Source organism: Halarcobacter bivalviorum (genome assembly GCF_003346815.1).
In the GTDB taxonomy this organism is placed as follows: domain Bacteria; phylum Campylobacterota; class Campylobacteria; order Campylobacterales; family Arcobacteraceae; genus Halarcobacter; species Halarcobacter bivalviorum.
This window is the reverse complement of the sequence record NZ_CP031217.1, coordinates 2,057,963-2,078,863: the sequence shown is the minus strand read 5'-3', so window position 1 is coordinate 2,078,863 and position 20,901 is coordinate 2,057,963. Positions and strand designations below refer to the sequence as shown.

Genomic DNA, 20,901 nt, shown 5'->3' with positions numbered 1-20,901 from the left:
TCCAAACAAACTAATACATTATATGTATCATATAATATATATAAATATGTTTTATTTCATATAGTAATACCAATATCTCTATTTAGTAACAAAATAGTTTAATCTCTATTTAGATAAAATAACTAAAAATTATATTTAGGTTAAATTAGTTTGATGGTCATGCAAACAACTATAATATGTTTGAGGGTTTAAGATGATAAGTGAAGATAAAGGGATAGTATGATTGATTTTGTACAAAAAAATAGTAATGATAATTTAATATTATTTATACATGGATTGAGTGGTAGTAATGAAACATGGAAAAATGAAGTTACCCAAAATACATTTCCAGAATTGTTACTTAAAGATTCTGAAATTAAAAATAATTTTGATATAGCATATTTTGAATATTATACTAGTTTAGTTAATGCTAAAGAAAAACTTGCAATTTTAAAAACATTATTTTCTAAAGATAAATCTGCACCTAAAAATATATCTGTTAGTGAAATTGCAGATGTATTAAAAACAAGAATTAATCATCAGTTAGATGAATATAGTAGTATTGTTATTATTGCTCATAGTATGGGTGGAATCATAGCTAAAAGTGTAATATTAGATTATGCAGAAGAAGGTAATTCAAGAATTAAATTATTTTTTTCTCTAGCAGTTCCTCATCTAGGTTCTAACTTAGCAGACTATGGAAGGTTTATAAGTTCTAATATTCAAATTAAGCACTTGGCACCTTTTCAAAATGAAAGTATGTTATTAGTAAATAAATGGCTTAAATCTTCAATTCTTCCAACAACTAAGTATTTTGCTGGTGTATATGAGGGAACAGTTCATATTAATAGTGCAATCCCTCCAAATACAAATAAACATGATATTGTTAAAGTAGATGAAAATCATAGAACAATTGCTAAACCAAAAGACGAGAATGATATTGTAGTAATAAGTATATTAAAGTATTTAAAAGAGTTTTTAAAAAACAGTAAAGTTGATGATATTGATTATGAAAAAATTATGTCAGAGGAATATAATGATGAGTATTTTGTTGTAAAGCTTTTAATTGCAGATGTTCATAATAGTCTAGTAGATGATTCAAAAAAACATTTTTATTATTCTGAAGAAATAAGAAAAATATTTACATCTAGTAGTGATAGAAAAATACTGCAAGAATTATATGCAAAGATTGAAAGTTTATACAAAAACTTCTATGGGGATTTAATTACTAAAAAAATAACATCATCAAATGAACTTGTAAATGAAATACATAAAAAAATCATAGAAGATGATAGAGATTTTTTAAATACAACCCTATCTAAAATAAATGGATTACATAAAAAAGGTATGATTCATTTATTAGCAAATGATTTAAAAAGAGATATATTTTGGGATGAGAATAAATATTCACAAAATGAATTAGACACCAAAAAAGGTAAGGGTTATGCTTAAAAATCTACCTTTTATAACTCCAGAAGATGATTTTGAATTAAATTTATTACTGACATTTCAAATTGTTTATTTTTTAAATTCTACAGCTAGGGGCTTAAATATATTAGATATTGAAAGATTAAGTATCTATGTTTATTTGTTAAAAAATCCACATATTTTACATAGAGTATTAATTAAATTAGGCAAAAAAAGATTTACTTTAAAAAGTTATGAAACTTCATCTTATAAAAGTGAGAGAAATGATACTGAAACTTTTTATGATAATAAAATAGTGAGGTATTATACTCAATTACTTGCTAGTAATAATCTAATTAGTATAACATATAACGAAAAGATAGGTTTTGTATTTACTCCTAATAAAGATACGGAAAAATATATAAATGCAGATAGTGAATATTTTAAGCGAAATATAACACTAATTGAAAAAATAAAACAAATAAGTTCTACATCTGTATCAAAAATCAATACAGCAATAAAAAGCATTTTAGAAGAGAGGTAATTGTTAAATGGATGTTTTCTCAAAGTTAATAATAAAGAAATTAATGTTAATTGGTCATAGAAAGAATTATGAAGTTCCCTTCTTCCCAGGTGTTAATATAATTTATGGTGAAGAAGATTGTGGAAAGTCGAGTATATTAGAGTTGATTAATTACTTATTAGGTGCAAGTAGTTTAGATAAGTATGATGAATTAGAACAATCAGTAAAATATGCAATTTTAGAATTGAATTTGAATAATGAAATTTATTGTATAAAAAGAGATATTTTTGATGCAAAAAAAGATATTGAGGTTTATATGTCAAGTTATGAGAATATTGACCTTGTATTTCCTTCAAAATACAAACCTAAACTTGATAATACAATAGATGGAAAGTTTTTTTCAGACTTTTTATTAGATACACTTAATTATCCAAAAATAAAAATTAAAAATGCTCCAACACAAGATAATTCAACTTTATCAAGATTGAGTTTTAGAGATTTATTTAAGTTTTGTTATATAAATCAAGATGATGTTGGAAGTAAAAACTTTCTAAGTAATCAATATCATCCTCTATATCATAAAGTTAAAGAAGTTTTTAAATACATTTTTAATCTAAGTGATGAAGAGATATCTGAAATAAACCAATTAATTTCTGAAAAGTCAAATTTAAAAAATAAGTTATCTACTAAGATTTCTAACATACAAGAGTTTTTAGAAACTATTGAAATAGAAACGTTAGATTTTATTAGTACATTTCTAGAAGATATCAAAACTAATTTAAAACAAATAGAAGAAGAACTTCAAAATATAAATGTTTCAATAACTAGTAGTTCTAAAGAATATGCACCTCTTAAAGAACATATTGTAACTCTTAATTATCAAATTAAGGATAAAGAAAAAGAAAAGGCTAAAACTAGAGATAACATAAAGAGATATGAGAAGCTAATTAATGATTATTATGATGATAGATTAAAAATTGAAGGAGTATTATCTGCAAAACAATTAATAGGAAAAATTTCTCCAGATATTGCAATATGCCCATTATGTAAACATGATGTGGAACATATTAAATTAAAAGAAGAATATTCTATTCATAATGAAGAAAAGTTAGGCTCAGAAGTCAAAATATTAAATAAAAGAATTAAAGACTTAACAGGACTAATTGAAAAAGAAAAAGAATCTTTTAGAAACAGTGAAATAGAATTATCTAAACTTATAGAAGAAAGAGAACAATTTAAAAAAAGTGTTGATGAAGAATTAAAAGAACATATCTCTCCTTATTTGACAAAAAGAGATGAACTTATTAAACAACAATCTACTTTAATAGAAAAAGAACAACAAATAACAAAAGCTTTAAAAATTAGGAACGAAGAAAATAATTTGAATAAAGAAGTTGTTAAGTTAGATGAAGATTTGAAAGACCTAAAAGAAAAATTAGATGAATTAACTTCTTCCCAAGTTCAGATTGATAATGTTTTAAATGACTTAAAATTAATTTTAGAAACATACTTAAAATCTATTGATGTTAAAAATAGGACAGGAATTGGTATTAGTGAAAAAACATTTTTACCTATATTAAGAAATAAACAATACAATGAAATTACTTCTGGTGGTGTTAGAACTGTTTTATCTATGGGATTTTTATTGAATATTCTTGAATATAGTTTAAATAATGATATAAACCATCCTAGGCTATTAATGATAGATACAGTTGGAAAATATCTACAAAAAACTAAAAAAGAGTATTTATCAGATACTGATGAAAAAGAAGATATTAAAGAAGAAATAAGAAGTGCTGGTAAATATAAAGCTTTATACGAGTATATAATTAATTTATCAATAAAAATGGAAGAAGCTAATAAAAGTTGTCAAATTATTTTGGTTGATAATGATGTTCCTCCTTTTATAGAAGAAGAGTATAAAGGTTTTATTATTAGACGATTTAGTAAAGATGAAAATGATGATTTACCAATTGGTTTAATTGATGATTATAGTGAAGATATGTATTAAAAAACAATGATAGTAGGACTAGAATGGAATTAGTATATTTATGGGTTGAAGATTATAAAAATATAAAAGAACAAGGTTTTAATTTTAGTCCTAGATGTGAATGTAGTTATGATAAAGATACAGAAGAACTAACAATAACTGAAAAAGAATATATAAATATTTTTCCTGATAATCTTAATGTTAGTGCTATTGTAGGAGAAAATGGAAGTGGGAAGAGTAGTGTTGTAAAGCTAGTTTTGATGTTAATATTTTTTAAAAAGTATGATGCTACATCTGACTATAACCATGAAATAGCCATACTAAAACAAGAATTAAATGCTAAAGCTTTATTTCTAATTATTAATACAGTAGATGGATATAAAAAGATATGTTTAAATACAGATATTAAAAATGATAGAATAACCGAAATAGATAATGATGATATTGATTTTTATTCCATTTATTTTAGTTATATGCTTGACACTTTACAAAATAAAGAAGATTACTGGATGTGGAATTTATATCATAAGTCAGATAATTATGAAACACCAATACTATTAACTCCAAATAAATTTCATAAAGATTTTTTACAAAATAGTATAAACTTGGATGATATTGAGTATGTAAATATCAATCATAGTATTAAGTTTTATAAAAAAAATATAAAAACAAAAATTAACGACTTCTTTAATCCAAATAGAATTAAGTTATATTCAGATAATCCTTCTACTGTTCAAGAAGTTGAATTTGATTTTTTTGGAAAAGTTGCTGGAAAATTCCTAAACTTAGTTAATAAAAAAAATGTAAATATATATTATGAAGACATTGACAGTAAGAAAACAAAAAGAGAAAAAACTGAAAAATATTACAAAAATATAAACAAACAATTAAATATAATTAAAGATTTAGAAACTAAAAAACAATATAAAGAAATAAATTTATTATACATAGCTTTTAAAATACTATCATCTACAAAAAGTGGTTTTCAAGTTCAAGTTTATGATGCTATTGATAAGTGGTTTGATGGAAGACTTTATGAAGATAGTTTTTTAGAAGAAGGTATTATTTTAATTGAACAAAATATAGAACAAATATTTATTAATGATACTGTTAAATATAATAATGAAAAAATTAATAATTGTATCGGGTTCTATAAAAATACTTCAGATAATAAAGAAGAAATTTTAAATAAGCTATTAGATAGAGAAATACTTGAATTATCAGCTTTTGAAGATATATCTATTATATTAATCCCTTGGTTAAATTTAGAATTGTTAGAATATAACAAAAGTTTCAATAGTTTAAGCGGCGGTCAAAAACTATTTTTTACATTTATGGTAAATATGATGTATGAGGTATCAAATTTGATGCAAGTAGAGGAATATAAAACGATAAACTTATTTTTAGATGAAGTTGAATCAAGTTATCATCCAAACTGGCAAAAAGAGTTTATTAAAAATATATCAAAGGCTTTAGGAAATATTGATTTAGAAGATAAGAAAATTAATGTATTTTTTTCTACACACTCTCCATTTATTCTCTCAGATTTACCAAAAGAAAATGTGATTTTTTTAGAAAAGTACAAAAAAGATGAAGATGGAAATCAAGAAGTTGGCAATTGTAAAGTATCAAAACCAAATATAAAACAAACTTTTGGAGCAAATATTCACACCCTTTTATCCCATGGTTTTTTTATGGAAAAAGGGCTTATCGGGGAGTTTGCAAAAAAGAAAATACAATCTATAATTAATTATCATAATGAAATTAAAGAAGAAAAGATAACAAGTAGTATTAGAATAGAATATGAAACTAATAAACAAAAAGAGTTTTGGAATATTCAATCTATTATTGGAGATGAATATTTACAACAAGTAATTAAAAATCATCTTACAGAGATAGAAAAAATTGTTTTAGGAAATGATGCAGCAAAACAAAACGAAATCAATAGATTACAGAGTCAAATTGATTTTTTAAAGGGTGAAAATGCTTAAAGTTAGGTATTCTCCTGATATAGAAGAAAAATACTTCGATGTAATTGCAGATAGTAAAGCAGATAAATTTAATGGACTAACTTTTAAAGAATATTATAATAAAAATTATAAAAAAATATTACAATTTGATTTAAAAGAAATACTTTGTGGAGATTTTGAAAAATTACTTAGTATAAAAAATAAAATAGGAAAAAAGAATAATAATAGTGTAAAAAGTTTTTTTAATTATGACAAATCTAAAATTAATAAACAAAACCCTTTAATTTCAAAATTACAACCAAAAATATCTAAGTTTTTTGAACAAAATGTAGAGGTACATACTTGCTATTACTGTAATATTGATTTTATTAATATTTTTAAAAAACAAAATGAATTAAAAAATGGGTTTACTTTAGACCATGTTTTAGAGAAAGCAGAATATCCATACTTTGCACTTAGTCTTTATAATTTAGTTCCATCATGTTATGTATGTAATAGTAAGGTTAAAGATTCTAAAATTCCTTTTGATAATTTTTCTCCCACAAACAAGAATTTTGATTTTAATGAAAAAGTAAAGTTTAAGTCTTTTATTACAAATTATAATCTGCAAATAAAAAAAGAAGATGATTTTAATATCAGACTTATTGAAAATTTTTCAAATGTATATGACAAATATATTGAAAGTTTAAATTTAGATAATAGGTATAATTATCATAAATATAAAGTTTTAGAAATGATTGAAAAAAGAAGAAAATATCCAGATAGTAGAATAGAAGAATTAGCAAATCTAACAAATCAAAGTGTAGAAGATATTAAACAAGATTTATTTAGCATTTATATAAAAAAAGAACTTCATATCAGACCATTGAGTAAATTATTAAAAGATATAAGTAAAGAATTAGGATTGATTTAGATAAAAATTAGGAGTTATTGTGACATTAAATGGATTGTTAGAGTTTTTACATCAAACTTCAGGCTTATTTGTTATGTTATTTGTTCTATTACCTATAATTTTGTATTTGGAGAAAAAAGATAATATCAGACTAAATAAAAATAAAGATAAATACAAAAATTACTTGATGTCTGAACTAGAAAATGGACATATAAATAGTTCAAATGATTTAAGAAGAATTTATGGTACAGTTCTAAATAAACGATATTTCTTTCTAGAAGATTGGTCTAATGAGTGCTTAATTGAATACTCTCAACAAAAAGAATTTGATGAAATTAAATACAAAATTTTATATGATACAATCTATAATTTTAGTGTTGAAGAACCATTTTCAACACTACCTGAAGATGAAAGAAATTTGCTAGAAGATATCAAAGAATATAAGGATAAGGACAACACTATTTTTAATGAAAAACTTATTCAATTATCAAAAGTTGTCAAACTTCGTTATGATAAACAAAACAAAACTGAGAAAATAAATAAATATTTGACCTATTTTTCAATTATTATTACAACTATTTCAATTTTTAAATCTATTTAAGGTAAATGACTTTAAAAAAGCTTTAAAATTACTTTATCCGAATATTTGATAATGATGACCTTTTAGAGTTATAGATGATTGAATGTTAAACTACATTCATTACTACACCATAAAAGCCCTTTGAAAAAAGGGCTTTTATGACAGGTTAGTGTAGTAAATGTAGTAAATTCTGCAAACATATCAATTAAAATTTACATTCCAAACCATACCACTATTAGCTCTTTTAGAGGTAAACTTCAATTTTTTCATCTCTTTATTAAAAATAGTCTTTGTAATAGATTTCTCACCCTCATTTTTACAAAACTTTAAAAACCTATCATACATATTTTGAAAGCTAATAGTTTCATTAATAGAGTGTTTAATAGAATATTCTCTAACAAATCTTGCTGTTAAATTAGATTCTTGCATAAAGTTATCTAAAAAATCTTGACATCTTTTAGATATGAATATCTCCTCATTTTCCAAGACTTCTTCAATCCCTTCAATAATCCAATTTAAAACACCTGCTTTATTTTTTAAAATCTTTTCATGTAGCTTTTTATCTTGTTTATCTAAAGGTATAGTTTTTTCAAATGGAATAAAAATCATCCTTCTAAAAAAACCTACTGTTTGTTCAATGTCTGCATCATCAATTTTATTGATGTTGAAAATCATTTTTGCATATCTTTTCATGATAAAAGGTTGTTGATAAATTGGTCTAACTTGTATATGTTCCCCTGATGCCAATTGTTTAAATATTCCAAAATCAATTTTTTTCATATTTATATCTGAACAATAATTTATAAGTTTGTTCTCCAACTCTGCTCTTTCATAGCCTTTTTGATTAGTTAAAGTTTCTAAAGAATAATGTGTAATTAAACTTGGGTCAAGTAAGCCATCTATTATCTCAAAAGTTACTGATTTACCATTTCCTCCCGTACCATATAAAAAAGGAACTTTTTCAAGTTTAATAGAGTGAATAAAAAGACTCCCTATTGCTTGTTGCAATGTCTTTTGTGTATCTCTATTTGGTAAAACATAATCTAAATACTCTAATAGCCTATGATTTTCTCTATTTTTATCATATTCAAAGTCTAATTGATATGTTAAAAAATGATTAGGTTGAAAATTTAAAAGTTTTACACCATCAGAACGAATTTGTAGTGTGCCATTTTTTAGATTGATTAGTGTGATACCTGTAACTTCTATATTTACAAAAAAATCAGATTGTAATAATTGCTTATATATAGTATCAATAAACTTTGAATCAATATATAAAAATTCTGGTACATTTAATTTCATTACTATAATCTTCAAAAATTCTTTAAATAAATTTATCTCAATATTAACCCAATAAGTGTCATTATAGATATATATAGAATTCCCATCCTTTGAAAATTCCCAATTATAATCATCTTTTAAATCACATAGTGTTTTAAAAACTCCAATCTGATACTGTTTTTTTCCACTTGTTCTAATATTTAAAGGATTATTACTTGTCATTTGTTCTGATAGCACTTCCCAAAATGATTCATCTTTTGATGGAACATCTACTAAATAAAGGTTTAATAACCTTTTCAAGTCTTTAATTTTTATGCTATCAGTTCTTTTGGTAGAAATATGGTAGGTTGAGTTATCAATTTTTTGATACCTTTTATTAGATGATTTTCTTCTATTTTCAAATTGCTTTTGTTTGCTCTTTTCCTCTAAGAGAGCATCTTCTTCAAGATGCTTCTCATAGTCTTCATTTATTTCAAAGTCAGATTCATCAAACTCTTCATCCTCTGGATTGCAAGGAGGAGGATTATAATCTAAATCATCAATATCGAAATCATCAAACTCTTCATCTTCCGGATTACCATAACCAGGTGAGTTTAAATATGAATTATCCATTTATTTCCCCTCTATTATAGAGTCTTGAAAAAGAGGACTTTTATTTAAGTCATAACATTTTGAATTAATACCAAAAAGTTTACAAGTTATTTTTTTAGATTGTATGCCAAGTTTTTCTGAATAATAATTACCTATAATTTTATCTTTTTCCTCATAAGAGTTTTACAATAGTTTTTAAAAATAAAAAGGATTTGTAATGAAAAAGTTATTATTAGTAGCAGTAGGAGTAAGTGTAGTAGCTTCTGTAGCATTAGCACAAGGTATGATGGGACAAAATAGTAATGGGCATATGATGAACCAAAAAGAACAAGTTCAAAATAATCATATGAATAATTCTGGAAATCACATGAATAACTCAGAGATGATGAATCATGGGAAACAAGGAACTCAAATGAATAATTCAAAGATGATGAAGCACGGAAACTAACAAGCCAGTATAAAGTTTAATTTTTTGGTTAAACTTTATACTTAAAAAAACTACTCATTCTCTTCTAATGTTTTTTTCATCTGTTTATACTCTTCTTTTGTTATTTCACCTTTTGCTAGGCGTTTTTTTAAAATATCAATTGCTGAGCTTTTCTCTTTTTTAAACATAGATAATAAAAGAAAAAATATAATAAACCAGAAGATAAGCATTGTAAACCCATGAAACATTGTCATATTTGTATTCATATACTCAAACATTTTATATCCTTTTTTGTTTGATATAGTTTATATGTATAATGAGGAAGTAGTGTGTAAAACTATGTTTTAAACCTTATTTAAATAAAATACATTTTTAATAATTACTGTAAAGATAAATAGGACGATTATGGAAGAATTAGAGGTTTTAGTATTACTTGATGTATCAGGATTAGAAGACAAAGAGAAGTTTGAAAAACATGTAAAAAGAGAAGGTTTTAAAGCAGTTGAGGGTGAAAATTTTGTATATACTGCAAAGTCTACAACAACAACATTTTCTACAAAAGCATATATTTTAGAAGTATTTAAAAAGGGTCTTCAAAAAAATGAGTTTTTAGAAGCAAATTTGATTTTCTTACTTAATGAGACACCTTATCCTGCTTATTATTATGATAGAACTACAAATGACTTTGAAGAAGTAAAAGAAGAGAAATAGTGAAAAACATATATGAGTATTTAAAAAATTTAAAGGAAGAGAAGAAGTTAAAAGAGTGTGAGCTTTTAATCGTAAATGATGATAAACAAGCTCAAATAGCAAGTGATATTGTCTCTTTTTTAGGTTTTAAACCCTTTACTCTTGCTGATTTTAGAGCAAATTTTGGAGATGATTTATTATCTTTTTCTACTGAACTTCAAGATATAACAAAAGCTTTAAATGAGTACTACTCTTATAAAAAACAAGACAAAATCTTAATTGCTCCTATTAGAACAGCCTCTTTTCCTATGCCAAAAGATAAATGTTTTGACTCTTTTGAAATAAGTTTTGCAGATACTTTAAATTTAGAAGAGTTAAAAACAAAGCTTTATAACTGGGGATACTATTTTGTAGATATTGTTACAAGTGAAGCTGAGGTTTCTATTAGAGGAGATATTCTAGATATCTGCCCTTTAGGAAGTGAAACTGGATATAGAATCTCTTTATTTGATGATGAAGTAGAGAGTATTAGAGAGTTTGATATAGAAGACCAAAAATCTTCAAAAGAGGAGATTGAGAGTTTCAAAATTACTCCTGCTTTTTTAGCCTTAGAAGAGAGTGCTTTAGAAGAGATAAATGAACAAATACAGAGTGTTGAAAGTGATGCTTTTATTAAAGATATTCACTCTTTAGGTTTTTGGTATTTAGGAGAATTAGGAGAGTATTTACCTCAAAAACTAAACTCATATGTTACCTTAGAGGCTTTAGATGAGTTAGAAGAGGTTTATGTTTTTGAAGATAAAAGAGTAGCAAAAGAGAAGTTTTTGACTCTACCTCAAGTACGAAGGGCTAAAAACTATCAAGAAGTTGCTCCTGCAAATATAAAAGAGTTTTTAACTTTCCATGAAGACAAAAAAGTAACTATTATCTCTTCTTCTGAAGCTAAAGTAAAATCTTTTGATTTAGAGCTTTCAAACTCAAATATTAATTATATTTTTGAAAACTATATTATTAATCTTGTAGGAAATGATGAAGTAATTATTTCACTTAATAAAGAGATTAAAAAAAGAAGAAAGAAAAGAGTACGATTAGTTCTTGATGAGTTACAAGAAGGGGATTTTGTAGTTCATGAAACTCATGGTATTGGTCAATATAGAGGAATTGAACCTGTAGTTGTTATGGGAGCAAAAAGAGATTTTGTGATTGTAATGTATGCAGGGGATGATAAGCTTTTAATTCCTGTTGAGAATATTGATTTAATTGATAGATATGTAGCTGATGGAAACTCTTATGCTGTTGTTGATAAGTTAGGTAAGGGAAGTTTTGCCAAACTAAAAGAGAAGGTAAAAGATAAGTTATTTGCAATTGCAAATGATATTATTAAACTTGCTGCTGCAAGAGAGCTAGTAAATGGTATAAAGATAAATACTGAAAAACAGGTTTTAGCAAACTTCCAAAATAGTGCAGGTTTTGAATATACGAAAGACCAAACAAGAAGTGTTAGGGAGATTTTTGAGGATTTAAGTTCTGGAAGAGTTATGGATAGACTTCTTTCAGGAGATGTTGGTTTTGGTAAAACAGAAGTAGCTATGAATGCAATCTTAGCAACTGTATTAGAAGGACATCAAGCTATTTTTGTATGTCCTACAACTTTACTTGCTTCTCAACACTTCCATGGAATGAGAAAAAGATTTGAAGAGTTTGGTATAAGAATGGCTAAACTTGACGGAAAGTCAACTGCAAAAGAGAAAAATGAAGTTAAAAAATCACTTGAAGAGGGTAGTTTAGATTTAGTAGTTGGAACTCACTCTCTTTTAGGTGTGAAGACAAAAGATTTAGCTCTTGTAGTTATTGATGAAGAGCATAAGTTTGGTGTAAAACAAAAAGAGAAATTAAAAGAGCTTAGAGAGGATGTACACATTTTTTCTATGAGTGCAACACCAATTCCAAGAACACTAAATTTAGCCCTTTCAAAACTAAAAGGTATGAGTTCACTTCTTACTCCTCCAAGGGAGAGATTAGGTGTTAGAACTTATGTAAAAGAGTATAGTGATAAACTTATAAAAGAGATTATTTTAAGGGAAAAAAGAAGAGGTGGACAACTTTTCTATGTACACAACAATATTGCTTCAATAGAGGCAAAAAAAGCAGATATTGAAGAGATTGTACCAAATATTAAAATAGAGATTATTCATTCTAAAGTTAAACCAAAAGATGCTGAAGAGATTATTGAAAAGTTTGATAATAAAGAGTTTGATATTTTACTTGCTACTTCAATTGTAGAATCAGGACTTCACTTACCAAATGCAAACTCAATTATTATTGATGGAGCTGATAGATTTGGTATTGCTGATTTACACCAATTAAGAGGAAGAGTTGGTAGAAGTGACAAAGAAGGTTTCTGTTATTATGTGGTTGAAGATAAAAAGAAAATCACTAATGATGCAATAAAAAGATTAGTAGCCTTAGAGTCTAACTCATATTTAGGGAGTGGAACAGCTTTAGCACACCAAGATTTAGAAATCAGAGGTGGTGGAAATATTATTGGAGAAGCACAAAGTGGTCATATCAAACAAATAGGATATGGACTATATTTAAAGATGCTAGAAGATGCCCTTGCTAGTTTAAGTGGAGAGACAAAAGAGGAAGCTAAAACTGTTGATATTAAACTAGCTATCTCTGCTTTTATTTCAAGTGATTATATCGTTGAGGATAGAGTAAGACTTGAGCTTTATAGAAGACTTTCTAAATGTCATTCAAAACAAGAAGTTTATGAGATTGAAGAAGAGATGGAAGATAGATTTGGAAAGCCAGATATTCCAACAAAACAGTTTTTAGAACTTATTATTATAAAAATACTTGCACTTAGTCAAGGTATTAAAACTATCTCATCTTATGAGATGAATATAACATTTGTAAAAAGCGATGAAACTAAAGAGACTATAAAAAGTCCAAGTAAAGATGATGACGATATTATCGAAACAACATTAAAATTTTTAAATAAAAAAGGGTAGGGTAAACCTTACCTTTTTCTATTTGGAAGATAGCTAAACAGCATATAAATTACAAATACCATTACAAATACAATTGCAATAGAATTGAAACTTAATTCAACTTCTGGTCCCATACCTCTTTGATAGTTTTTAGGCATAAATAAAAACATTGTAGAAAGTAACATGAAAGAAGAAGTTACGATAGCAATTAGATGTGCAAAAATCATATGAAATCTTTGTTTATAAAAATCTTTGATGATTTTCCAAGTTATAAACGAAGCTGTAAATACAATAATTAGTACAATAATTTTATCATAATTTGGTTCCATATAAATCCTTAAAAAAAGTTATGATTATTGTATGTATATATTACTTAAACCCTTATGATATAACTATTTTATTTCGTCCTGTTCTTTTTGCAGTGTATAGATTTATATCAGCTCTTTTTATTGTATCTTCTATGCTTTCATCTTTTTTATAAATAGTAGCCCCAAAACTACAAGTAAGTTTTCCTATAATCTCAAAGTCATGATTAAAAACAATTTGTCTTAAATGTTCTAATGAATTATATAAAGTATTATTTGAACTATTTTTCATAATTAAAATAAATTCTTCTCCTCCCCATCTAATTAGAGAGTCCTCTTTTCTTGTAGAAGAATTTATTAGTTTCACAAGTTCAACAAGGGTTTTATCTCCTATATCATGTCCATAAGTATCATTTACCTTTTTAAAGAAATCAATATCAATAAAACATAGAGCAAAAGAGTTTGCTGGATTTTGCTCAAAATCATAAATAAATCTTCTATAAATTAATTCAAAATACTCTCTATTATAAGCATTTGTTAGTTTATCATGAATTGTTTTTTGTTGTAATTCTTGATTTATTAAAATTGTCTCAGTAATATCTGTAAATGTAACTATAAAATGATTATTTTCAAAGCTATTAATTGTTACAGAAAAGGCTTTTTTTATTCCTTTTTGATCATTTATAGCTACAACTCTATCAGGTTGGGGAAGTTTCTGTAGTTCTTGTACCCATTTGTTTTTCTCTTCTATTTTATTAAGATTAAAATAGTTGTCATCTTCTAAAAATAGGTCACAAATACAGTTATAATCTTCTAAAAAATGAGGAAGATTTCTATAATTGAAAAATTCAAAGAAACTTCTATTTGCAAATTGAAGTTTTTCTCCATCTGTAAGAATTACAATATTTAGTTGTAAATCAATAAATTTATATAGTTTATCATAAGCATTTTTTTGTGAATTAATATCACTAATAATACCTTCAATATAGTATTTACCATGATTTTTCATAAGTTTAAATCTATCTTTTACCCAAATATAATTTCCTGATTTGTGTCTTAGTCTATATTTTAATGTCACAGATTTTTCTATATTTTTATCAATTAGATTATTTAGAGTATATTTCACATGATTTAAATCTTCTTCTAAAATTAAATCTTCAAAAGATAGTTTTTGATTATTTATTAGGTCTTCACTTTTATATCCTAAAATAGTCTCTAAACTATTATTTAAATATATTACAGCTTGTTTTTTATCAATCCCTCTTTTATATACAATATCTGGAATATTTGATACTAATAATTCAAACTCTTTTTTTGAAACTTCAGACTCTATTTGATATTTTTTTATTTCAGTAATATCTCTTAATGTTCCTATAGAACGAATTACTTTTTTCTCTTCATCATAAATATGATGTGCTTCTTGTTTTATAAATTTAATATTTCCCTTTGCAGTTACAATTTTAAATTCAGTATTATAATCAATAAGGTTTTTAAAGAAGTCATTGTAAACAGAATTAATTCTTTTATAATCTTCTTTATGAATAAACTTCATAAAGTTTTTGTATGAAGGCTTTATTTCATCTTTTGAGATTTCTAAGATATTGAAAAATTCGTCACTCCAAATAAGTTTTTTATTTAGATTATCTCTTTCCCAATAACCAATATGTCCCATAACTTGTAGGTCATCTAGAATTTCATCTTTATGTTTTAATTGGATCTTTCTTTTTTCTGATTTAAATAAAAAATAGAAAAATAGAAAGTTTAGAATAAGAAAGAAGATTAAAGATAATTTAAATTTATCAATAGAATCTTGTAAAAGTGGATGTTCTCTTGAGATGATTAAGTAAGCAACATTCTCTTTTGAAATAGCATTTTTAATAGGCAAATAAGTTGTAATAAATCTTTTATTTTTATACATAGAAGTAAAATTAAATATTTGATTAGTCTCTTTTTTTGCTAAAAACTCTTTTGTATTTTTATCAATATAATCTTTACTAATATCTTCAATAAGAATATTTTTTGTACTACTTATTGTTTTTTCATGATAATACTTTGGATTTGTTTCACAAACCCTGTAGTTAAAAATCTCACTATTAAATACTTTTTTATCAACCACTTCTTTTTTTATTATAAAATCAATTGTTGAGTCTAAATCTTGTTTTAAAGAGTTGATTATTTCACTCATAGAAACAGAAATCTCTACACTACCTAAATATTTCATTTTATAACTAAGAGGGTAAACAAATCTATAACCATTAAAGATTCTTCCTTCTTCAAAACCTTGAATAGCTTGTTTATTATCATTTACATATTTTACAGTTGCTCTAATATTACTTAAGTTATCTCCAAATTTTTCAGGACGATGAAATCTCAGGAAACTCTCATTATCTTTTAGATGAAAGTGAAGTTGTTTTATTCTAAAACTATTCATATTTTCATACATATAAAGAAGTTCTTTATGAAGTTTTTCTCTTAATATTGCTTTTTGCTCAAAACTACTTTCATAGGCATCAAAAAGTATAGTTTTAACTTTTTTTGTATCAAGCATATTAAAATATATGATGTTTGAATTTGTTTTATGGGAATCAATTATTGTTTTATATGTGACTTCTACTATCTCTTTTTCAGAATTAAGTTGCTGTTCAATTTTATTATTTATCAAATAAAGAATGATGAAAACAAAAGTAAGAGATGTGACAATAAAAGTTATAAAAAGTATTTTTAAATTATTATTCATTATTATAATATATCTTTTATTTTAATTGTAATAAAAAAATACTTTCTATAAGATAAAAGTATTAGGAAATGTTATTAAAAAGTTTCTCCTAAAGAGTAACCTTTATTTGAGTGATTAACAATAATCCCATAGTAAGTTAAGTCTCTAATTCTTTTTACAATATTTCTCATTGTGAAAATAGACATTTTTTTGTTTTTCCATACTTCTTTATGAATCACATCAAAGTCTACAATTTTTCCTTTATTTTGCATAAGTAGGTTAAATAAACCATTTTGTAGTTTTGTAAATTGAATAATCTTTCCTGATTTGTCTAATAAAGCATTTTTTTGTTTATCATAATAGAAACCCTCGTCAAAAATAACTTTATTATTTATTTGTTCGTTAATTAATTGTTCTATTGTTTCTTCTATTGGAAGTTGAATTTCTTTTGCTTTTTCAGTTAAAAACTCTTCCATTTCACTTGATAGTTTTATAGTAATATCTTTACTCATTTCTTTCCTCATATATACAATAAAATATAATTATTATTGTAACACAAGTGCTTATCTTAAAAGTTTAATCCAAGCTAAAAATAATGTTAAATTTTAAAATTTGTCACAAAAATCACAAAAATTTTATCAATTTTGTATATTTTAGACTTTTTTTTGAAACAAATATGTGACATATAATATATTTTTGTATATTTTTTTACTCAAGATTTTTTATTAGTTTAATATGTTATAATCCGATAAAATAATAAAGTAATAAAGAGTTAATTACATCAAGGAGAATAAATGATAAAAAAATGCCTGTTCCCTGCTGCTGGATATGGAACAAGATTTTTACCTGCAACAAAAGCTATGCCAAAAGAGATGCTACCAATTTTAACTAAACCATTGATTCAATATGGAGTAGAAGAAGCAATGGAAGCAGGATGTGACGTAATGGCAATTATTACAGGTAGAGGGAAAAGAGCTATTACAGATCATTTTGATATTTCTTATGAATTAGAACATCAGATTCAAGGTTCATCAAAAGAGAAAATGCTTGCTGATATTAGACATATTATTGATAAATGTACTTTTACATATACAAGACAAAATGAGATGAAAGGGCTAGGAGATGCAATTTATAAGGGTAATGCCCTTTTAGGAGACCAAGACCCTTTTGCTGTAATCTTAGCAGATGACTTATGTGTAAATCCTGATGGAGATGGGGTATTAACTCAAATGGCAAAATTATACGAAAAATATAAATGTTGTATTGTTGCCTGCATGGAAGTTCCAACTGAAGAAGTACATAAATATGGTGTTATTGAGGGAAATGAAATAGAAGAGGGTGTATTTATGGTTTCAAATATGGTTGAAAAACCTGAAAATGATAAAGCACCATCAAACTTAGCAGTTATTGGAAGATATGTTTTAACTCCTGATATTTTTGAAATTATTAAAAATACTAAACCTGGTAAAAATGGTGAACTTCAAATTACAGATGCTCTTTGTACTCAAGCAAAAAATGGAATGGTAGTTGCTTATAAATTTAAAGGTACTAGATTTGATTGTGGTAGTGTAGATGGTTTTGTTGAAGCTACAAATTACTACTATAACTTAGAGAAAAAGAAAAAGGCTTAAAAGCTTTTTTCTTTATGTAAAACTAACTGTAAAATAACTGTCACTAAACAAGATATTACAATAAACACCCAAACAATAAAATCTAATTTTACACCATATAATAATGAGGCTAAAATAGCTACAATAGCTGGATTAATATAAGTATATGACATAATAATCTTTGGATTTAAAATAGCAGTTGCTTTTTGATATAAATAAAGAGTAAATAGAGTTGTCATAATAATTAAGTAAGCTATATTTACAGCATATTCTCCTCTTACTAAATGCCAATTTAATGGAATATCAAAGATAAGTAAAATTATAGCCATCCAAAAAGAACCACCAAGAAGAATTGAAAAAACCATTACAATAGGCTTTTCATCTTTTTGAAAAGTTTTTAAAAAGATAGAATAAAAAGCCATTAAAAACATACTAGAAAAGAAAATATAATCTCCACTATTTAAAGAAAAAGATAATAGTAAATCTAAACTTCCTTTAAAAATAACTCCACAAGTACTAATTGCAGCTAAAAAGAAAATTGCATATTGTTTAGGACTTATTCTATCTTTAAAAAAAGGAATACTTAAAAGAGCAGTTAACAAAGGAGTTAGTGTATATAAAGCCCCCGTATTTAAAGCAGTTGTTGTCTCTAGTGCAATAAGTTGAAGTACAAAAAACCCAGCATAAAAAGAACTTAGTATGGTACCTCTTCCTAGGGTATGAATAATAGAATTTCTATACTCTTTTTTAAATAAAACAAAAGGAGCTAAAATAATAGCTGAAACTAAAAACCTAAGTAGAATAAGAGAAAAAGGGTCAATTAAGCCTGCTAGATTTTCAACTGCAATAAACGAGCCACCAATTAAAATAGTGGCAAGTATGATATAAAAGTGACCTTGAAATGTAGTACTATTCAATTTCAATAGCTTTTTTTACACAAGCTTCAATTGAGGTATCATCTGCAATAAGAGGTTTTATATTTTTTGGAAAATGTTTTGCTGTTGTTTGACCAATTGAAATAGCATGAAAGCTATTATCCCATTCAAAGTTTTTTAAGAAGTATTCTATTGTAGATGGAGAAGAGAATATTATCTTAGAGCCTTTAGGAATTTTAACTTTTTTTTCTAATTTCTTGAAGTTGTTTTCATAAATAGAAATCTCTTCACAATTAACTTCCAAATCTCTTAGAATGTCAACTAATTTAGAAACAGTCTTTTCTCCTCTTAGGTATAAAACTCTTTTGCCTTTTAATTCTTCTGCTATCTCAAGTGCAAATTTATCTCCATGTTTCTCTTTACCTACAAATTCTAAATTACCATTTAGACTTCTCACAAGCTTTGCACTTTGTGGTGAGATTACATAAGAAGGGATTTTCTTCCATGATTTATTAAAAGAGTTTATAGATTGAATTGCATTTTTAGAAGTAAAAATTAAAGCATCATACTCTTCTAACTTTATCTCTTTTGGAATAAATTTAATTTCAAAAAGAGGGATGTTTTTTGCCCACTTTACTTTTTTGTTGCTAAGTACAAAAATATTTTTTCTATTGTTTTTAAAATTTTCAGCAACAGAATCTATTGCTCTTTTTATTCTTGACATAATTGAATTCTTTCCATTTACAATTATTGACCTATCTGGTAAGACATCAAACTGTATATGTTTTTTTGATAAATAATATGTGATTTTAGTGAATTCTCTTTGAGTATGAGAATTACAATAGTTTTGATCTAGTTTGATTATATTTGATTTTGGATCGTATTCATAATAGATTAGATTTAATGAATCAATCAGCTTCTTTATTTTCATAATCAATATTTCTCCTACATATAAATGTAATATATGTTTTTTATGATTAATATACTCTTAAATAAGGGGTATATTAGTCTAACTTTGAATTTAAATAATCAAAAATAATATTTTGGTTTTGGATAAAATCAAATAACTCTTTTTTTCCAACAACTTTTTTCAACTGATTTTGTAAACTTTCAATAAAAAAGTTTGCCTCCTCTAATAATGCTTTTCCTTTTTTATCCAGATTTATAATTTTCTCTTTTTTGTTTTTTTCTTGATTTAATGTGATATATGAAAGTTCACACAATCTATTTATACTCTTATGCGTAGCTTGTCTTGATTGATTTAATTTTTTTGCTAATTTAGAGATTGATAAATCATTTTCATTTTCTAAATATGGAAAAATTAATAAATTTGAAACTGATAATCCTTGATAACCCTCTTTTGAAAGATGATTTAAAATTAATTGATTAAAAACTTTTGAAGTTTCAAGGGATAAAAAACATATTGACATTGTAAACCTAGTTGACAAAAATTATTATTTTTGATACTCTTCTAAAAAGTAACAAGGAATTATACCATGAAATATCTTATTCAAATCGATTTCCCACATAATGGACCTTTTGGTAAAGAGATGTTAGGTTTTATGGCTTATTTAGCAAAAGATATTGCAAATGAAGCAGGGCTTGAATTTAAAATTTGGACTGAAAATGAAGAGACTAAAGAAGCAGGTGGAATATATGTATTTAATAATCTTGAAGATGCAAATAGATATTTAGACAAACATACAAAAAGACTACAATCTTTTGGATATGATAATATAAAAGCAAAAATATTTAATATAAATGAAGAGTTAAGTGTACTTTCTAAAGCTAGTTTTTTAAAGAATTAAATATCTTTAAAAAACTCAGTTATATCTACTTCTAATACATATGCAATCTTTGCAAGATGTTCAATATTAAAATGATAATTCTTATGACAAATCTCACAACATGAAATAACAGTTACTGATTTATGACCAATTGCATGAGCTAGGCTAAGTTGGGAAACTTTTTTTTCTTTTCTAATTCTTTTTACATTTTGTCCAATTTTGATATATATATTTTGAATATAATTTTTATCTAAATTTTTTATTTCTTTCATTCTAACTCTATAT

The 20,901-nt window shown here is 25.2% G+C and carries 20 protein-coding genes; 11 read left to right on the top strand and 9 right to left on the bottom strand.

Annotation, left to right across the window (positions count from 1 at the left end; genetic code table 11):
* Positions 1 to 219: 219 nt before the first annotated feature.
* Genes ABIV_RS10575 through ABIV_RS10550 form a run of 6 tightly spaced genes read left to right on the top strand, consistent with a single transcriptional unit; the run spans position 220 to position 7,362 of the window.
* Positions 220 to 1,431 (top strand): ABC-three component system protein, encoded by a 1,212-nt coding sequence (locus ABIV_RS10575; protein WP_114839846.1) that lies wholly within the window; start codon positions 220 to 222, stop codon positions 1,429 to 1,431.
* A complete protein-coding gene (locus tag ABIV_RS10570; protein ID WP_114839845.1) occupies positions 1,424 to 1,930 on the top strand; it encodes an ABC-three component system middle component 4 in 507 nt (168 codons plus the stop codon). The genes ABIV_RS10575 and ABIV_RS10570 overlap by 8 nt, the downstream gene beginning before the upstream one ends.
* A 43-nt stretch (positions 1,931 to 1,973) precedes the next feature.
* A complete protein-coding gene (locus ABIV_RS10565) occupies positions 1,974 to 3,920 on the top strand; it encodes an AAA family ATPase (RefSeq protein ID WP_162918007.1) in 1,947 nt (648 codons plus the stop codon).
* A gap of 23 nt (positions 3,921 to 3,943) precedes the next feature.
* The gene (locus tag ABIV_RS10560; protein WP_114839843.1) at positions 3,944 to 5,890 is read left to right on the top strand and encodes an AAA family ATPase; all 1,947 of its coding nucleotides are present in this window, start codon (positions 3,944 to 3,946) and stop codon (positions 5,888 to 5,890) included.
* The gene (locus ABIV_RS10555) at positions 5,883 to 6,782 is read left to right on the top strand and encodes an HNH endonuclease (protein WP_114839842.1); all 900 of its coding nucleotides are present in this window, start codon (positions 5,883 to 5,885) and stop codon (positions 6,780 to 6,782) included. The genes ABIV_RS10560 and ABIV_RS10555 overlap by 8 nt, the downstream gene beginning before the upstream one ends.
* Positions 6,783 to 6,801: 19 nt before the next feature.
* Complete coding sequence (locus ABIV_RS10550; RefSeq protein ID WP_114839841.1) at positions 6,802 to 7,362, top strand: hypothetical protein; 561 nt, start codon at positions 6,802 to 6,804, stop codon at positions 7,360 to 7,362.
* Between the two features lie 180 nt (positions 7,363 to 7,542).
* On the opposite strand, the gene ABIV_RS10545 is transcribed toward ABIV_RS10550, so the two are convergent.
* Entirely contained in the window at positions 7,543 to 9,234 is a 1,692-nt protein-coding gene (locus ABIV_RS10545; protein ID WP_114839840.1) for a DNA primase family protein, read from the bottom strand.
* A 196-nt stretch (positions 9,235 to 9,430) separates the two neighbouring features.
* Here ABIV_RS10545 and ABIV_RS10540 point away from each other — a divergent pair, with 196 nt between their 5' ends.
* A complete protein-coding gene (locus ABIV_RS10540) occupies positions 9,431 to 9,661 on the top strand; it encodes a hypothetical protein (RefSeq protein WP_114839839.1) in 231 nt (76 codons plus the stop codon).
* Positions 9,662 to 9,711: 50 nt separating this feature from the next.
* On the opposite strand, the gene ABIV_RS10535 is transcribed toward ABIV_RS10540, so the two are convergent.
* Positions 9,712 to 9,918 (bottom strand): SHOCT domain-containing protein, encoded by a 207-nt coding sequence (locus tag ABIV_RS10535; RefSeq protein WP_205526927.1) that lies wholly within the window; start codon positions 9,916 to 9,918, stop codon positions 9,712 to 9,714.
* A gap of 127 nt (positions 9,919 to 10,045) precedes the next feature.
* On the opposite strand from ABIV_RS10535, the gene ABIV_RS10530 reads away from it, so the two are divergent.
* Both ABIV_RS10530 and mfd read left to right on the top strand, forming a co-directional pair.
* Complete coding sequence (locus ABIV_RS10530; protein ID WP_114839838.1) at positions 10,046 to 10,351, top strand: hypothetical protein; 306 nt, start codon at positions 10,046 to 10,048, stop codon at positions 10,349 to 10,351.
* Positions 10,351 to 13,344, top strand: a complete 2,994-nt coding sequence (mfd, locus tag ABIV_RS10525; RefSeq protein ID WP_114839837.1) for a transcription-repair coupling factor — start codon at positions 10,351 to 10,353, stop codon at positions 13,342 to 13,344. Before ABIV_RS10530 ends, mfd begins: the two co-directional genes overlap by 1 nt.
* An 8-nt stretch (positions 13,345 to 13,352) precedes the next feature.
* On the opposite strand, the gene ABIV_RS10520 is transcribed toward mfd, so the two are convergent.
* The 3 genes from ABIV_RS10520 to ABIV_RS10510 form a co-directional block, all read right to left on the bottom strand.
* Positions 13,353 to 13,652, bottom strand: coding sequence for a hypothetical protein (locus ABIV_RS10520; protein WP_114839836.1), 300 nt, complete (start codon positions 13,650 to 13,652; stop codon positions 13,353 to 13,355).
* Positions 13,653 to 13,704: 52 nt separating this feature from the next.
* On the bottom strand, positions 13,705 to 16,365 hold the full coding sequence (locus ABIV_RS10515; protein WP_114839835.1) for a sensor domain-containing diguanylate cyclase: 2,661 nt from the start codon (positions 16,363 to 16,365) through the stop codon (positions 13,705 to 13,707).
* Between the two features lie 74 nt (positions 16,366 to 16,439).
* Positions 16,440 to 16,856 (bottom strand): hypothetical protein, encoded by a 417-nt coding sequence (locus ABIV_RS10510; protein ID WP_162918006.1) that lies wholly within the window; start codon positions 16,854 to 16,856, stop codon positions 16,440 to 16,442.
* Between the two features lie 282 nt (positions 16,857 to 17,138).
* On the opposite strand from ABIV_RS10510, the gene galU reads away from it, so the two are divergent.
* Positions 17,139 to 17,975 (top strand): UTP--glucose-1-phosphate uridylyltransferase GalU, encoded by an 837-nt coding sequence (galU, locus tag ABIV_RS10505; RefSeq protein ID WP_114839833.1) that lies wholly within the window; start codon positions 17,139 to 17,141, stop codon positions 17,973 to 17,975.
* Here the strand turns inward: galU and ABIV_RS10500 are convergent.
* The 3 genes from ABIV_RS10500 to ABIV_RS10490 all read right to left on the bottom strand — a co-directional run bounded on the left by ABIV_RS10500 (position 17,972) and on the right by ABIV_RS10490 (position 20,259).
* Positions 17,972 to 18,871 carry a DMT family transporter gene (locus ABIV_RS10500; RefSeq protein WP_162918005.1) on the bottom strand — a complete coding sequence of 300 codons (900 nt, stop codon included), beginning with the start codon at positions 18,869 to 18,871 and terminating at the stop codon, positions 17,972 to 17,974. The two genes, galU and ABIV_RS10500, sit on opposite strands and share 4 nt — an antisense overlap.
* A complete protein-coding gene (locus ABIV_RS10495) occupies positions 18,864 to 19,760 on the bottom strand; it encodes a uroporphyrinogen-III synthase (RefSeq protein ID WP_228254294.1) in 897 nt (298 codons plus the stop codon). The genes ABIV_RS10500 and ABIV_RS10495 overlap by 8 nt, the downstream gene beginning before the upstream one ends.
* Positions 19,761 to 19,833: 73 nt before the next feature.
* Complete coding sequence (locus tag ABIV_RS10490; RefSeq protein WP_114839831.1) at positions 19,834 to 20,259, bottom strand: MarR family winged helix-turn-helix transcriptional regulator; 426 nt, start codon at positions 20,257 to 20,259, stop codon at positions 19,834 to 19,836.
* 66 nt (positions 20,260 to 20,325) lie between these two features.
* Between ABIV_RS10490 and ABIV_RS10485 the strand changes: the two genes are divergently transcribed.
* Positions 20,326 to 20,637 carry a monooxygenase gene (locus ABIV_RS10485; RefSeq protein ID WP_114839830.1) on the top strand — a complete coding sequence of 104 codons (312 nt, stop codon included), beginning with the start codon at positions 20,326 to 20,328 and terminating at the stop codon, positions 20,635 to 20,637.
* On the opposite strand, the gene ABIV_RS10480 is transcribed toward ABIV_RS10485, so the two are convergent.
* Positions 20,634 to 20,888, bottom strand: a complete 255-nt coding sequence (locus ABIV_RS10480; protein ID WP_114839829.1) for a helix-turn-helix domain-containing protein — start codon at positions 20,886 to 20,888, stop codon at positions 20,634 to 20,636. The genes ABIV_RS10485 and ABIV_RS10480 overlap by 4 nt on opposite strands.
* Positions 20,889 to 20,901 lie beyond the last annotated feature (13 nt).